General features: G+C 66.7%; 15 protein-coding genes, 2 tRNA genes and 1 pseudogene. 11 read left to right on the top strand and 7 right to left on the bottom strand.

From position 1 onward, the window contains the following. Positions 1–235: 235 nt before the first annotated feature. From AC5020_RS08615 to AC5020_RS08605, 3 genes are all read right to left on the bottom strand, one after another. Complete coding sequence (locus tag AC5020_RS08615; protein ID WP_377017988.1) at positions 236–643, bottom strand: hypothetical protein; 408 nt, start codon at positions 641–643, stop codon at positions 236–238. 80 nt (positions 644–723) lie between these two features. Next, complete coding sequence (locus AC5020_RS08610) at positions 724–2,841, bottom strand: FtsX-like permease family protein (protein WP_464987969.1); 2,118 nt, start codon at positions 2,839–2,841, stop codon at positions 724–726. After that, complete coding sequence (locus AC5020_RS08605; RefSeq protein ID WP_464987968.1) at positions 2,838–3,632, bottom strand: ABC transporter ATP-binding protein; 795 nt, start codon at positions 3,630–3,632, stop codon at positions 2,838–2,840. Before AC5020_RS08605 ends, AC5020_RS08610 begins: the two co-directional genes overlap by 4 nt. Before the next feature lie 143 nt (positions 3,633–3,775). Between AC5020_RS08605 and AC5020_RS08600 the strand changes: the two genes are divergently transcribed. Then, positions 3,776–4,966, top strand: a complete 1,191-nt coding sequence (locus AC5020_RS08600) for a sensor histidine kinase (RefSeq protein ID WP_464987967.1) — start codon at positions 3,776–3,778, stop codon at positions 4,964–4,966. Then, entirely contained in the window at positions 4,963–5,598 is a 636-nt protein-coding gene (locus AC5020_RS08595; protein ID WP_464987966.1) for a response regulator, read from the top strand. The genes AC5020_RS08600 and AC5020_RS08595 overlap by 4 nt, the downstream gene beginning before the upstream one ends. An 86-nt stretch (positions 5,599–5,684) precedes the next feature. On the opposite strand, the gene AC5020_RS08590 is transcribed toward AC5020_RS08595, so the two are convergent. From AC5020_RS08590 to AC5020_RS08575, 4 genes are all read right to left on the bottom strand, one after another. Continuing rightward, positions 5,685–6,287, bottom strand: coding sequence for a MerR family transcriptional regulator (locus tag AC5020_RS08590; RefSeq protein WP_464987965.1), 603 nt, complete (start codon positions 6,285–6,287; stop codon positions 5,685–5,687). A 208-nt stretch (positions 6,288–6,495) separates the two neighbouring features. Continuing rightward, positions 6,496–6,568: transfer RNA gene (locus AC5020_RS08585), tRNA-Ala, on the bottom strand. A gap of 32 nt (positions 6,569–6,600) precedes the next feature. Then, complete coding sequence (locus AC5020_RS08580; protein ID WP_464987964.1) at positions 6,601–6,777, bottom strand: hypothetical protein; 177 nt, start codon at positions 6,775–6,777, stop codon at positions 6,601–6,603. 20 nt (positions 6,778–6,797) lie between these two features. After that, positions 6,798–6,871: transfer RNA gene (locus AC5020_RS08575), tRNA-Ile, on the bottom strand. Between the two features lie 272 nt (positions 6,872–7,143). Between AC5020_RS08575 and AC5020_RS08570 the strand changes: the two genes are divergently transcribed. The 9 genes and pseudogenes from AC5020_RS08570 to AC5020_RS08530 form a co-directional block, all read left to right on the top strand. Continuing rightward, positions 7,144–7,848, top strand: coding sequence for a fasciclin domain-containing protein (locus tag AC5020_RS08570; protein ID WP_464987963.1), 705 nt, complete (start codon positions 7,144–7,146; stop codon positions 7,846–7,848). A gap of 91 nt (positions 7,849–7,939) precedes the next feature. Continuing rightward, positions 7,940–8,566 carry an ECF RNA polymerase sigma factor SigK gene (sigK, locus tag AC5020_RS08565; RefSeq protein ID WP_464987962.1) on the top strand — a complete coding sequence of 209 codons (627 nt, stop codon included), beginning with the start codon at positions 7,940–7,942 and terminating at the stop codon, positions 8,564–8,566. Beyond that, positions 8,563–9,489 (top strand): anti-sigma factor, encoded by a 927-nt coding sequence (locus AC5020_RS08560; RefSeq protein WP_464987961.1) that lies wholly within the window; start codon positions 8,563–8,565, stop codon positions 9,487–9,489. The genes sigK and AC5020_RS08560 overlap by 4 nt, the downstream gene beginning before the upstream one ends. Continuing rightward, positions 9,489–11,063 carry a molybdopterin-dependent oxidoreductase gene (locus tag AC5020_RS08555; protein WP_464987960.1) on the top strand — a complete coding sequence of 525 codons (1,575 nt, stop codon included), beginning with the start codon at positions 9,489–9,491 and terminating at the stop codon, positions 11,061–11,063. The genes AC5020_RS08560 and AC5020_RS08555 overlap by 1 nt, the downstream gene beginning before the upstream one ends. Before the next feature lie 228 nt (positions 11,064–11,291). After that, complete coding sequence (locus tag AC5020_RS08550) at positions 11,292–12,062, top strand: GVDTG sorting domain-containing protein (RefSeq protein WP_464987959.1); 771 nt, start codon at positions 11,292–11,294, stop codon at positions 12,060–12,062. Between the two features lie 43 nt (positions 12,063–12,105). Then, positions 12,106–12,801, top strand: a complete 696-nt coding sequence (locus AC5020_RS08545) for a class F sortase (protein ID WP_464987958.1) — start codon at positions 12,106–12,108, stop codon at positions 12,799–12,801. A gap of 466 nt (positions 12,802–13,267) precedes the next feature. Beyond that, entirely contained in the window at positions 13,268–14,221 is a 954-nt protein-coding gene (locus tag AC5020_RS08540) for a hypothetical protein (RefSeq protein WP_464987957.1), read from the top strand. A 76-nt stretch (positions 14,222–14,297) separates the two neighbouring features. Then, positions 14,298–15,086, top strand: a complete 789-nt coding sequence (locus tag AC5020_RS08535) for a ferritin-like domain-containing protein (protein WP_464987956.1) — start codon at positions 14,298–14,300, stop codon at positions 15,084–15,086. A 206-nt stretch (positions 15,087–15,292) separates the two neighbouring features. Then, positions 15,293–15,452, top strand: a pseudogene (locus AC5020_RS08530) (IS1634 family transposase); the annotation flags it as partial.

Here is a 15,452-nt window from a genome sequence, read left to right as displayed (position 1 = left end):
AGCGTCTGTCCTGGGCAGTTCGCCGCTCGCTGACCGCGAGAGCTACTCGGCCCGGGAGCTCTCCGGGGCGATTGTCCCTCGTGCCGGACGTGGCTTACAAGTACCTCTCCTACTCCCGGCACAATATGCACGATACCGGTACCACGGCTCGCCGCGACGCGGCGAGGGTCGACCGCGACCGCGGCTGGCTCCGACGAACTCGATGAGGCGTCCGAGGGTCGGTGCGAACGGCGCGTCAGTTCCAGGCGTAATGAACGTCTCCGCTGTGCACGACTGTCCAGGTGCCGCAAATATGGCCCTCATCGGGTAATGACTCCGGTAGCCATTGGGCGTCGATTCGCGGTTCGGTGGAGACCGCTCCTTCGGTGCAGAGCTCCGAGGTGAACGGCGTAGGGCTAGTCCACTGGAACACGTTCTCATCACTGTCGAGCTGCGCGACGAGTCTGATGTCGGTGGCGTCGTCGGGAAGGAATCCTTGGAAGCGAAAAGACTCGCTCGACGCCTTCGCCTCGGCGGCGGTGTCGAAGGTAAATTCCCTCTTTCCTATCTGGAAGGCGTCCTGAAAGATCGTGCAGCCGCTGAGGAGCATCGTGGCAGCCGCTCCAACGGCAGAAAGCTGAACGGTTCGACGTGGGGTGGCCATGGTGTGCCTCCGTGCGGTGTGGGAGAGATCGACCGCTCACAGCGGTCTCGGAGCGGCGGGCGGGGCGGCTCGGTGTCGAATCACCCCGCCAGCCCGATGGCGGGTGGGACGCGGCTGGCGTTCCACATCGGGATCGCCGCGGCCGCGATCGCAACAGCGATCACTGCGAGGAACAGCAGAGCGAGGGCTCCGAGGGGTGGCGTCCCCACATCCATACCGAGGATGTGCAGAGCGAGGGCGCCGAAGATGCTTCCGAAGCCGACACCCGTGCTGGCGCCGACCGCTGCTGCGAGTGCGGCCTCGGCACCGATCGAACGACGTGTCACGGCCCGGGTCAGGCCCAGCGCTCGCAGCAGTGAGATCTCTTGGCGCCGCTCGGTGACCGAGAGGGCCAAGGTGACCGTGACGCCGATCAGTGCGACGAGGATGGTCACGCCGGTCATCGCGCCACCGACGGCTTGTCCGATGAGGATCATCTGGTCGATACCCGACTGCACATCTGCCGCCCAGAAGACGTCTGTGCCAGGGTCGGTGGTCTCGAGCACCGCCGTTCGCAGCTCGTCGGCGCTCGTTCCCGGGCTCGCGTCGATGAGAATGTCGAGATCGTCGATCCGTGCCTCGACGGAGGGGTGCTCGTCGAGTTGAGCGACAAGGGCGTGCGGGTCCTCGACCATGTCGGTAGGGATGATCGCTGGTGCGGGGAAGTTCCGAGCGACCCCTTCGCGGGCGTCCTGCGTGGCACCTGCGACTCCCACGGTGAGCGCCGCGGTGAGCCCTACTCCGAGAGTGAGCACGGTGGTTATCGCGGCGGTGCGCCGTGACGCGCGACCGGCGTTCGCGACCGCAAGACTCATCGACGGGAACCGGGACGCCAGTGGCCTCAGCACGGTGGCGGCGAAGCTCACCAAGAACGGTCCGACGAGCACGAGCGCGAGGAACACCAGGGTGCCGCTGAGCGCCACGAGCGCCAACCCGAGGAACTCCTGCTCGGTAGAGACGAGCACCCCGAGGCCGGCGGCTGCCACCGCCGCGGCCGTGAGAGCGATGGCGAGGACGAGGCGCAGACGTCGTCGCACCGGACGTGCCTCGGTCGAACGAGAGCTGCCGAGCGCTTCGACGGGTGACGCCTGCCCGGCGGCGCGAGCCGCGGGCAGCGCCGCGACCAGCGAGGACACCGTGGCCAGGGCAACGCAGCCGATCAGTCCCGCCACGGGCGCGCTGAATGGGTCGGCCAACAGTCCCGCGTCCCGAGCGATCGCGATCATCGCCGCACCGACGCCGGTGCCGATGCCGACCCCGAGGATACCGCCGACGATACCGATGCATGCGGCTTCGACGAGCACGAGCCGACGCACCTGCGCCCGGGTCGCCCCGATGCAGCGCAGAAGGGAGAGCTCGGTGGCACGGCGAGCGAGGAGGATGCGGAAGGTAGAGCTCACGATCACCACGGCCGCCAGCATGGCCAGGGCGACGAACAGGACGAGACCGCCGATGACGCCGACGAGGGTGTCCGTCACCGTCCGCGCCTCCTCCGCTCGCTTTTCCTCGCCACTGAAGACCACGCTGCTCGGCGCCACAGCCTCGAGCTCGGTGAGGTCCACGTCGCCAGTGACAAAGATCTGGACGGGAGTCATGACGGAGCCGAAATCGGCGGCGTCCGCCTCGCGGATCAGTGCCGCGTCCCGCCCGAACTCGTGCACCGGTCCGATCCCGGCCACCGTCAGCTCACGGCCCTCCACGACAAGCGGGTCCCCCACCGAAACTCCGGATCGATCGGCTGTCCGTTCGCCCAGCACCACCTGGCCGAGCTCCGGCGCGCTGCCTGAGGCCAGGTCGGGCACCGCGGTCAGCGGACCAGAGCCCGGATCGCTGCTCAGCTTCCATGTCGAGGTGGTCCCGCCGATCTCCACCTCCACGTCTCCGAGGGATTCGACGACGACCTGATCCGTGTCGGGCAGCGCCCGGACGGTCTCCGCGATCCCGTAGACCTCCTCCGCCTCCAAGTCCCCAGGCGGGACGATCACGCCGTCCGCCGCCTTCGGGGTGGTGATCCCGAACGCTTCCAGGGCGACTCGTCCGTTGATGGCAAGGAGGAGCGCCGCGGCGGCAAAAGCGGTGGCGGCAACGACGGCAATCCCGATCAGGATCGCCTGGCGCGGGCGCCGGAGCGCGCTCAGAAGGGCGGTGCGCAGGATCATCGACTGCTCACCGCCTGACGGGTGGCGCTCTCGCCGACGCGCTCGAGCACTGCCTTGCTGCTCGCGGAGGGGAAAGCATCGACGGCCCGCCCGTCCTCGAGCAGGATCACCTCGTCGGTGAACGCCGCGGCGGCAGGGTCGTGCGTCACCATGACCACGGTCTGCCCGTAGTCGTCGACGCACCCGCGGAGCATCTCCAGGAGCTGGCGGCTCGAGGTGCTGTCCAGGGCGCCGGTCGGCTCATCGGCCACGACCAGGTCCGGGCGTCCCAGCAGCGCACGCGCGACGGCGGCGCGCTGGCGCTGCCCACCGGACAACTGCGACGGCAGGTGGCCGAGTCGGTCCACGATGCCCAGGCGCTCGACGAGCTGCGTGCGCCATGACCGGTCGGGACGACGACCCGACAGAAAGGCACCCAGGTCGATGTTCTCGCCTGCGGTGAGATGCGGGAGCAGGTTGCCGTCCTGGAACACGAAGCCGATCCTGTCGCGGCGCTCGGCGGTCAGTGCACGGTCATCCAGGGAGCCGAGCTCAGTTCTGCCCAGCAGGACCCGTCCGGAGGTCGGCGGGTCGAGGCCCGCCAGGCAGTGGAGAAGAGTGGACTTGCCCGAACCGGACGCACCCATGATCGCGGTGAAGCGATTCGCCGCCACGGCGATGCTGAGGCCGTCCAGAGCGCGGACCTTCCCGGTGCCGGAGCCGTACTCGCGCACGACGTCGAGCACACGGACGGCGTACTGCTTCTCTGTATCGTCGGTGGTCTCCGGAGAATCGTTCATGAGGGGAGGCATGTCTTCATGATGCTGAGCGGGCCCCTCCGTACGCCTCGGCCGCAGGAGCGATCTGCGCCGCCGCTGATCGTTCGTTCGGACGAGAATCCGTCCGGCCGCGACTGCCCCGCAGCCGCAGCCCGGCCCCGTTCTAAACTATTCGCGTGGTGGACATCATCGAGGGATGGCAGGTGCGGCGGGCCTCTCGCCCGGTATGGATGCGGCCTGTGTCGGTGGTGGTCGAGCTTCTGCTGTTGATGCTGCTCCTGGCGATGGACTTCGAGCTCGGCGTGCGGTCTATGCCCCCGGACCCCGGCATCGAGGCAATCGCCGGAGCGCTGGCTACGGCGCTCGTCGCGTTCATCGCCGCCGCCATCGCCCTCCTGCGCTGGTTGCTGCCCCCGCGCGCCACGGTGGTGACGATCCTTTCGCTCTCGCTGCTTGCCTCTCTGCTCGCGGCCTTCACCGGCCACCTCGCGCCGTCCGTGACCGAGGCTGCTGCGTTGCTCGTGGCCACCGTGGTCGGGATGCGGCGCGAGTCCTCGCCCCGCGGTGCGGTCGTCATCGGCGCCGCGACGCTGCTGGCGGTCCTCGCCGGTGTGCTGCTGCGTCTCGAGCCTGATGCCACCTCCGCTCTGCTCGGCATCGTGCTCTGGGGCTGTGCGGCGACAGCCGGGATCGCGGCGCGACACGTCCGGTCGACTCGACAGGCGGCGCTGGATGACGCTCGGCGCGCGGAGCGGCTGGAGCTCGCACGGGAGCTCCATGATGTCGTCGCTCATCAGGTCAGCGGCATCGTCGTGCAGGCCCAGGCGGCGAACGCTGTCGCCCGCACCGATTCCGAGAGAGCAGCAGCGGCGTTCTCCGCGATCGAGGAAGCCGGCTCCGAGGCGCTTTCCGGTATGCGACGCATGGTCGGCGCGATCCGCGATGAATCGGCACATCCCGCCCCGCTCTCCGTCCCCTACGGTCTGGCAGATATCCCGGCCCTCGTGGACAGCTTCGACCCGGGGCGGGAGCGGACCACACTCACCCTCGATGCTGCGGACGCCTCTCTCTCCTCGGGGCTCGGGGAATCTGCCTACCGGATCGTCCGCGAGGCGCTGACCAATGTGCGGCGGCACGCCCCGGCCGGACGTACCTGGGTCGATGTGCGGAGGGTCGGCGCAGAGCTGGTCCTCGAGATCCGCAACGACGGCGTCCGGCAGCATGCCGCTGGCCAGGGACCAGCCGGCTACGGACTGGCGGGCATCGCGGAACGGGTCGCGATGCTCGGCGGACGTCTGGACGTCGGGCCGGACGTGCCGGGAACCTGGTGCGTCCGCGCGTGCCTCCCGACAGGCGCGGCGCGATGATCGGCGTTGTCCTAGCCGACGACCACGAGATGGTCCGCACCGGCTTCCGCATGGTGCTCGAAGCAGAGGACGACATCGCCGTGGTCGGCCTCGTCGGGACCGGGCAGGACGCGGTGAGCGCGGCGAGACGGCTGCGCCCCGACGTGGTGCTGATGGACATCCGTATGCCGGGGATGAACGGGCTGGACGCGACACGGCTCATCACCACGATGCCCGAGGCTCCGCGCGTGGTCGTCGTGACCACCTTCGACACCGATGAGTACCTGCGCACCGCGATCCTGTCGGGGGCCTCGGGGTTCCTGCTGAAGGACGCCGGCCCGCGCCTCCTGGTCGAGGCTGTCCATGCTGCAGCCAGCGGTGACGCCCTCGTCTCCCCCTCGATCACGATGAGACTGCTCGGCGAGATCGCCGACAACCAGCCGGCGCCGGATCCCTCGCACGACCTCTCCTCGCGCGAACTCGAGATCGCGACCGCCATAGCCCGGGGTCGCACGAACGAGGAGATCGCAGCCGACATGTTCATCACCGTCTCCACGGTGAAGACCCACGCACGGAATATCAGCGTGAAACTCGGGGCCCGCAACCGCGTCGAGATTGCCGCGTGGGCCTGGCGCGCACAACTCATCCGGTAGGCCGTCGATACCCTCGGTGCGCTGTCGGGTCACGATGGTTTCGGCACGATCCGATTCGTGGATGTCCGCGCAACCGAGCTGGAGATCTACTGTTCCGCGGCGTCCCGGGCGGAGTCTGTGGGACCTTCGAGCGCGAGCCGGTGCGCCTGGCGCAGCACCTCTACCTGGGCGGGGTTATAGAGGTCGGTGACCGCCTGGGCGAAGTCTTCCAATGCGGCGCGACTGACGATGCCCGTCGGCGAGGTCCGCGTGCCCGGGTACTGCTCGTGGATCGCGCGGAGCACTGGAGCCAAACGTGCGTCGACAGCCCGGATCTCGTCGGCGGTGGCGTCCGGAGCGAGCTCGTCGAAGGCATCGTCGGCCTTCCGGTGGTGCGCGGCGATGGCCCGCATGTCCTGGCGGCCCTGCTCCTCGTAAAACTGGGCGCTGATCATGACCATCGCGCGGTCGGCAGGTGTGAGTTGGTCTGCGAGGTCGGCGAACCCGGCGGGGACGTCGGGGTCGGCGCGATGGCGCAGGAGGTCAGCGATCTCGACCCGCAACTGCTGCTGGTGGGCGATGGAGGCGGCGAGCTGGGAATCGAGGGCGCGCAGCGTCCGTGTGAAGGCCTCGCCGGTTTCTTCGAGCTCCGCGATGCTCGACAACGGCATGCCCAGCTCTTGCAGGCGTCCGATCTGCAGCAAACGCACGAGGTGGGACGTACGGTACTGCTTGTAGGCGTTCCCGGCCCGGGCAGGCTCCTCACGAAGGTGGAATTCCGCAAGGCCGCAGGGCCGCGGCGGCAGGCATCTACATGCTGCTGTTCGTGCTCGCCGGTGCCGATGTGAGCGACGCGGCGCACCATCTTGCGGGCCCCACGGATGCAGGAGTGCTCCGTCCCAATTCTCTCGACTTACGTGGAGCCTAGGGGACTCGAACCCCTAACCCTCTGCTTGCAAAGCAGATGCGCTACCAATTGCGCCAAGGCCCCTGAGCGCCGTAGCGCTGGGATGAAGCGGATGATCAGACCTCAACTGCGCGAGCGGACCGTTCCGCAGCTGCGTCCTGCTCTGCAGAGAGATGCTCGGCTTCGCTCCACAGATGGTTGCGTACGCGGTCGGACTCAACCTTTCGCCAGCCGAGGAGCCCGGTGACGGAGGTAACGATCAAGACGGCTGCGACCTTGACGAACGTCTTCACGGGTCCTCCGATCTTCGAAGTGGGCCTAACTGGACTTGAACCAGTGACCTCTGTCTTATCAGGACAGCGCTCTAACCGACTGAGCTATAGGCCCATGAGGCTGATCTCCGAAGCGTACCTGGCTCAGCCACCGACGCTCAACGCTACCCCGCCACCGCCTACCGCGTCCAACCGACCGGGGCGGGTGTACGGGAGGTCACAACGGGGTTCTCACCTGGGCGTCCACCGTACGTCGACGCGCGGTTCACGAATCTCACCAATCCGCTCCCACGTCAGCTTCGAACATCTGGCGTGACGCTCCTCCGGGAAGCGTTCGGCGCTGCTACCACCGGGCGCGACCTCAGTACATCCACGAAGGAGACTGTCATGAAGACTCGAAAGATCCTCCCCACGCTCGGTGCTCTCGCGGGCTCGGTCGCCCTGTTCAGCGCCTGCTCCGGCGGCATGAGCGATGATCCGTCCATGGATGAGGGCAGCGACCAACCCGCGACCTCCCAGAGCGACGCGTCCGACGGCGGCGGCATGGCCTCTGACGGCGGCGGCATGGCTATGGACGACCCAGCCGCAAACCTCGTCGGTCCCGGTTGCGCCGACTACGCGGAGATGGTGCCGAACGGCGCCGGCTCCGTGGAGGGCATGGCCCAGGACCCGCTAAGCGTCGCGGCCTCGAACAACCCGATGCTGACCGAGCTGACGTCCGCAATCTCGGGAGAGCTGAACCCCGACGTGGACCTCGTGGACACCCTCGATGGCGATGAGTTCACCGTGTTCGCTCCAGTTGACGAAGCTTTCGAAGCCATCCCCGAGGACGACCTGAACACGCTGGCCGCCGACTCCGAAGGCCTGACAGATGTTCTCACCTACCACGTGGTGCCCGGTCGGATCATGCCTGACGAGATCGCCGGCACTCACACCACGGTGCAGGGCCAGGATGTCGAGGTGTCCGGCAGCGACGATGAACTCATGGTTGGCGAGGGGGCCGTGATCTGCGGCGGAGTGCAGACCCAGAACGCTACTGTATACCTTGTCGATACCGTTCTGATGCCGCCGGCGATGGCGGATGCCAGCTGAGCGGGCCACACTGCATCGGCGCCCCGAGCGGGCGGACGGGGATGAACTGAACCACCGTTGCCCGCTTGGCACGTCACCGAAGGAGCAATGAATGTCTCCGGACCCCACCGAGGCAGGACGGACGCGGTCGCACGAGCCCGACATGAGAGCCATCGGCGCCGACGAGAGCGCCACACCCCCTCTCGCCGAGCTGTTGCGCCGTGTTTCGCTCGGGGAGGAGGACGCCTTCTCCTGTCTCTACGACGAGACGTCGTCGCTCCTCTTCGCGCTGATCAAACGCGTGGTGCGGGACGTGTCGATCAGTGAGGAGGTGCTACAGGAGGTGTTCGTGGAGATCTGGAAACAGGCCACCCGGTTCGATCCCCGGAGGGGCTCACCCCATGGGTGGATCTGCACCATCGCCCACCGCCGTGCGGTGGACACCGTCCGCGCCAGCGATGCCTCCCGGCGCCGCGACTCCCAGGAGGGGCTGCGGCTAATCGAGGGCAACGTCGCTGACGTGCAGGAGGAGGGGATCATGAGAGTCGAGTCGCAGCGCGTGCACACTGCGATGCGTTCCCTGACGCCACTGCAGGCTGACGCTATTCGCCTCGCCTATTTCGGCGGCTACAGCTACCGCGAGGTTGCCACTCTCCTCGATGTTCCCGTCGGGACGGCGAAGACACGAATACGTGACGGCATGATCGTCCTGCGGGACAGGTTGGGGGTGACCTCGTGAACGAACAGCAGCACAACATGACCGGTGCTTGGGCGCTGAACGCCCTGGATGCTGAGGAGCGCGCCCGGATCGAGGAGCACCTCGCCCAGGACGCCGACGCTGCCGCCGAGGCCCGCTCCTTCGAGGAGACTGCCGCTGAACTGGCCCGTAGCCTCGAGCCGCGTGCCCCGCGACCCGAGCTGAAGAACTCGTTGATGGCACAGATCTCCCAGACCCGTCAGCTCTCCCCGAATCCCGTCGAGGAGGACGACAAGGCCGCGTGCGAGGCTCTCGACGACGTCGCAGACCGTCGCGCATCAGCCGAACCCACCCAACGCGCCGAGGTGCCCGACGTTGATCCGTCGACCGACGGAAGGGCCTCCGACGAGCCGGCCGACGACGAGCACGATGCCGTGGTGGTGCCGCTGGACCGCTATCGCTCAAGCGTGCGGCGCACCCGGTGGCTGGCGGCCACCGCGGCGATCCTCATGGTCACCACCGTCGGGGGGGCTGCGCTGTGGGGCACGGAGCGAGCCGAGCAGGAGGAGGCCCGGGCAACCATAGAGGCGATGCAGGAAGTTCAGGCCACCGCGGAAGAGGAGCGCCAGATGGTCTCGACGATCCTCGCCTCCGATGATGCGGCCCACCTCTCGCTCTCCCCGTCGGACGGCGGGAACCTGAACCTGATGTACTCACGGGACCAGCAGGCGATGATCATCCAGTCCGCCGACCTGCCTCCCCTTCCCAGCAGCAGCACCTACCAACTGTGGCTCATCGACCCGGCCACAGGTCGGATCGAGAGCGCGGGGCTGATCACCGAGCCCGATCAGACCGTGATGGTGCACAAACCGATGTCGACCGAGGCGAACCTCGGCCTCACGGTGGAACCGGCGGGCGGTTCCGAACAGCCCACTACCGACCCGATTCTTCAGGAACCGCTTTGATGGCCGGGCTCAGTCGAGCTGACCGCGGTTCCGCAACCGGTCCCGGCATCCCCTGGTGGTCGGTGCTTTCAGGCGTGATCGCCGGCGCGGTGCTGCTGGCGGTCGCTGAGCTCGCTTCGCTGGCCTTCAGCTCGTCCTCGGCGCCGTTCGTCGCCGTGGGGGGCAGCTTCATCGACGTGATCCCCCCGTGGACCAAGGACCTGGCCATCGGACTGTTCGGCACGTGGGACAAGCCCGTGCTTTTCGCCTCGATGCTCGCGGTGTACGTGCTGTTGACGGCGCTGATCGGCATCCTCGGTGACCGCCGGCCACGAACGGCCGCAGCAGCTCTGGCCGGGCTCGGACTGTTCGCGGTCGCCATCGTGCTGACCCGTGCGCAGAACAGCACCATCGATACGGTGCCGACTGTGCTCGGCACCGTGGTCGCGGTACCGACTCTGCTGCTGATGTTGCGTAGTGTTCGGACACCGTTGATGGCTTCGGGTGCGGACGAGGCGTGGACGCGCCGCCGCTCCCTCGTGGGCATCGGAGCCGTCGGAGTGCTCGCCATCATCGTGGCAGCCGGGGCACGCGGCGCGAACGCCAGCCGTGAGGCGGTGCGTCGCGCAGCCGAATTCGCCCTGCCCACACCGCGCGTACGTGCGCCACAGATTCCCGAGGGTGCCCAGGTCACTATCGAGGGAATGCCGCCGTATGTGACACCCAACGCCGACTTCTATCGGATCGACACCGCGCTTGCCGTTCCCCGTGTGGACCCCACGACCTGGGAACTCCGGATCCATGGACTCGTAGACCGCGAGCTCACGATGAGCTTCGACGATCTGCTGGCAGAGAGCATGGTCGAGAAGCACGTCACACTGACCTGCGTCTCCAACTCAGTCGGCGGGGATCTGGCGGGCAACGCGACCTGGCTCGGCGTGCCCGTACGCACCCTGCTTGAACGCGCCGGGGTGAGAGACGGGGCGGACATGGTCCTGTCCCGCTCGAGTGACGGCTTCACTGCATCCACGCCACTGACGGCTCTGACTGACGAGCGCGATTCCCTGGTGGCCATCGGCATGAACGGTGAGCCGCTGCCGCAGGAGCATGGCTATCCGGTGCGGATGGTCGTGCCCGGGTTGTACGGGTATGTCTCGGCGACCAAATGGCTCACCGAGCTGAAGGTGACCCGGTTTGCCGACGACACTGCGTACTGGACCAACCGCGGCTGGTCGGAGCGCGGCCCCATCAAGATCGCCTCTCGCGTGGACGTGCCGCGCTCCTTCGCGAAGCTCTCGCCCGACGCCGACGGCGCGGTGATGCTAGGCGGAACAGCCTGGGCGCAGCGAAGGGGCATCGCCATGGTCGAAGTTCGAATCGACGATGGCGACTGGCGCGAGGCCGAACTCGGACCCGAAGTGACTGATGACACCTGGACCCAATGGTCATTACGCTGGGAGGGCGCCCGCTTGGGGGATCACTCGGTCTCGGTCCGTGCCACCGGCGGCGACGGCGAACAGCAGACGGACGAGCGCGCCGACCCGGTGCCCAATGGAGCGAGCGGGTGGCATACGATCGATTTCAGCGTCGTGTGAGCAGAGCGCTTCAGCGCTGTAGTACACCTTTAGCTCAGCTGACCTGCTGCTTCGTTCATAAAAGCGTGGTCGATCCCGTACACGATGCTCCAGCACGCCGTTCATGCGAACACGGCAGCTGAAAAAGGTTGGACCTGCACCAATCCATACCCCGACGTGCTCCGAACCACTCCTGGATGACCGTCCCCGGCGGCCGCCTGGCCGTCCGGTATCCACCAAAGGAGATTCATGATGCGCACGACGACGAAACGAATGCTTCCTCTGTTCGCGGCGACGGCCGCACTCGGCATGCTCGGCGCTTCCGGTGCCGCTCTCGCCGAGGGTCCTGAGGCCACCTCGCTTGAGGCGAACCTGTCTGAGCTGAATGATTCGGGTGCTTCCGGTACTGCGTGGGTCACGGTCGAGGGCAATGAGGTCCACGTCAAGCTCGACAGCTCCGGGATGCTCGCCGAGGCCCCCCATGCCCAGCACATCCACATCGGCGGCAAGAACCAGTGCCCGGATCCGAACATGGAGGGCACCGGGGCCGATGGGGCGATCCGCACCACCGATGCCGCGGGTGACTACGGTGGTATCGCTGTCTCGCTGACCACTGAGGGCGACTCGAGCCCGGACAGCGGTCTGGCCGTGGAGCGTTTCCCCACCGGTGACGCATCCTATGAGCGCACAATCGAGGTAGACGATGAGACTGCCGAGAGCCTGCGCAATGGCGACGGCTCCGTGGTCCTGCACGGTGTGGACCACAACGGCAGCGGCCAGTACGACGGTGACCAGATGTCCGATCTGGACGATTCCCTGCCGTCCGAGGCGACCGATCCGGCCGCCTGCGGTGAGCTGGAGATGAGCCAGATGGACGCCATGCCCGAGGGTGGCGCCGAGACCGGTGACGGCACCACCGCGGGTATCGAGAACTCCGGTGCGATGCTCGCCGGTGGCGGCCTCATCGCCGCCGCCGCAGCAGGCTCAGTTGCACTGCGCAAGCGTCACGCGCAGAAGTGATATGAGCCCTCAGGGATCATCTCTTCGGGGCGGCGGTCGTCGGATGACGGCCGCCGCCCTGGCGGTCCTCGCCCTGATCGGCACAGCGCTGCTGGTGTGGGCATTGACCAGTCAGGTCGGGGCACCGCCGCAGCCTGCGCTGAGCTCGGGCACCTCCGACGGCGACGGCAGCGCCCCGGTCTCCGACGGTGGGGGCGCGGCTATCGAGGACGACGCGACGTCCGCGGACCCCTCCGAGCCGCCTGCGGCCAATGACGAGGAGACTCCGGCAATCGCGGAACCGCTGGAGGCTTCTGAGCCCACGGCTCTGCGGATCCCGTCTATCGACGTCGACGAGCAGGTGTTCGGGATCGGTCTGGGGGACGAGGGTCAGCTGCTCGCCCCGAAGGGAGACCGCGCGAACATGCCGGCGTGGTTTACCGGCTCTCCGACGCCCGGTGAATCGGGCCCGGCGGTCATTGAAGGACATGTGACCTGGGGCGGTGACCCGTCAGTGTTCTTCGAGCTCGGCGGTCTCGGCAGTGGTGATCAGGTCGAGGTCGAGCGCCAGGACGGCACCACGGCGACCTTCGAGGTCTATGACGAAGCCCGCTTCCCCAAGGATGAGTTCCCCACTCTCGCCGTCTACGGACGCACTGAAGGCCCGGAGCTGCGGTTGATCACCTGCGGTGGCGAGCTGGGAGCGGACGGCCACCACACCGACAACACCGTGATCTTCGCCCGGCTCGTCGAAAGCTGAGCCCGGTATCTCATCACGCTGCAGCCGGAGAGAGTCCTCTGTCTCGAAGCAGGCGCGTTGCTTACGATGGTGAACCGCAGCTTTCTGGGACGTCAGGGCAGGATCACGCCAGGACGGCTTCGGTGCCGGCCGCGATCCCTCTCGCACGGGCGTTTGGCGACACCACCTCGTGAACACAACGGCGCGCAGCCTGCGCGGCGCAAGGCCGATCCATCAACTCGTCGCGCGACCGGTCTGGCGTCGGTCATAGTATGTGCTGTCATCAACTGGATACCGTCGGCCCTGCCCGGCTTGCCGGGGCCGTCAGTGCGCACAGTGGTCTGACCGAGTTTCACGTATATTCCGCGGTTGGCATTTCGCTGCTGACCAAGGCGTTCACACGACGATCTGAGATCGTCAATAATCAACCTTTGCCAGAGCAAGAACTGACAACCATCCCGCCCCCAGTGCTTGGAAGATTGAAGATATGCGCCCGCAGACGACGGCCACACCGTCCACCCTCTTGGCTGCGCGACGGCAAGTGCGCCCGGTCGCTTTCCATGACGACAGGGCACGAGACGGCGACCGGGTGTACGCTGACGATTCCGCGCCCCGTGTACTACGCACGTCATTCGACGTATCGGCATACACGCGCGAGGCGCGAGGAAAGATCGAAATCGACGTCAAGGACCTCGTCCGGTCTGTCTCCGCGTCGCAGGAGCTGACCATTCATCAACTTTCCGAGTTATGCCGCGACCTCCTTTTCGTGCAACGTCTGGAATCAAGCGCGCTTACCGAGACCCGTACGATGTACAGCTCTTGGACAGTCAACGAACCGCGCATTACTGCGTTTCTCGCTACCTGGATGTGGGAGCGCCACTGGTCGGCCGTGGCCTTGCAGGAGCTCTCCGATGCGCTGGCCAGCTCTGTAGCACGCAGTGACGACAACGACACGCACCATTCCCACCGCCGCCGGTTACTCCGACCCGCTGCCGCTCTGCGCGCGCTGTATGTTGAGCGCGCCCTGCCAATCGTCGGTCCCGGGTGGACGTTGCTTGCTGGGGAGAAGGTCACTGCCGGTCACATGGCCCGGATGGCCATTCAGGAGGGTTCGTGCCAGGCGGCCGTCACGGCGCTGTTGCCGCGCGTCCAACAGCTTCCCGAGGTCCACCGAGTGCTGAGCGAGCTGCTGGATCGACAGACCCGGACGCTCTCCTTCTTCTGTCTCGAGGCGATCGCGCGCATCACTCGTTCGCGGGGCGAGGCCATAGCCGCCCGCCTGGTACTCGCCGTCTCCGGAGGTCCGCTGCGCCCGGCCGGTCAGCCTGACGAGGACGAGAAGGTCGTCCTACGCAGCATCTTCCGGTCCGCCGCCGATCGCGCAAATCTACGCGCTGCGCGATTCGAGATCACTCGCCTACTCCCGCGCTTCGACCTATAAGCTCTGTAGAATCCGATGCAAGTATATCGGCGCAACACCCTGCCCGAAGTTGCTGATTTCTCAGAAGGAGATGCTCATGGCGTTCGACCATGAAAAATTTGCCGAGACGTCACAACCGGTGGGCTGGGACGACCTGGATTTCGACCTGTTCGAGACGAAGCCGCTGGATGGCGAGACGTTGCGCTCCTTGCGATACATGTGCGACATCGAGTACCACACATCGTGCTATATGCGGGATCTGCTCGTCACCCCCTCTCGACGGGAGCCAGCGACCGGCGGTTTTATGACCGTGTGGAACCGCGAGGAGTTCTGGCACGGCGAGGCTCTCGCGGCTGTACTTCAACGCCACGGCATCGTCGTGGACTACGACGAGCTCAAAGCGAAGCGGGTGACGCTTGGCTGGTCCCAGGTGCTCAGTCCGCTGAAGCAATCCGTGATCTCGAACCTCGCTGGTACTGATTTCGTGGCCGTGCACATGGCCTGGGGAGCAGCGAACGAACTGTCGGCGGTGTCCGCATACCGCCGGCTCTCGGCGATGACCGACCACCCGGCACTCAGCCCGCTGCTAAAACGTATCGCCCAGCAGGAGTCCCGGCACGTCGCCTTCTACACGACACAAGGCCGACAACGACTAGAGGCTTCGACGAAGGCCCGCGCCGCTACGCGGCTGGCACTGTCGAGAGCGTGGCGACCGGTGGGGTCAGGAGTTATGCCCGATACCGAGGTCGCGCACGTGATGGGTCATCTCTTCGCGGGCCGTGGAGACGAGATCGACGAACTCGACAGGAAGATTCAGAAACTTCCCGGACTGCAGGGCCTGACGATCTTTCGCAACGCCTTTCTTCGCATGCAGCTACTGGGGTAGCAACTCTCGTGAGCTTGCCTGGTTTTCAGAATTTTGTTCCTCCCGCGTCCAGGCTCACTCGCTCGTAACTCAGCTCAGTCTCGTCGACCACAGTGGGCTGCTCGTCGTCGAACCTGAGTTGGACCTCTTGAGCGAGGATCTGGTGGTTCAGCTGGTGTTCGTGCTGGTGAGGGGCTCGCGGTTGGCCGGGGTGACACACTAATGGGATGGTGTTTCTGCGGAAGGTGAGGACGGCGTCTGGAGCGACGGCCGTGCAGATCGCGGAGCGGAGGAACCGGCGGGACGTGGTCCTCAAGCATCTGGGGTCCGCGCATACCGAGGCCGAGCTCGCCGCGCTGATGAGCGCTGGCCGGGAGAAGATCCACA

Source organism: Brachybacterium sp. SYSU DS0246, assembly GCF_059391765.1.
This window is presented reverse-complemented; position numbering and strand designations above follow the sequence as displayed.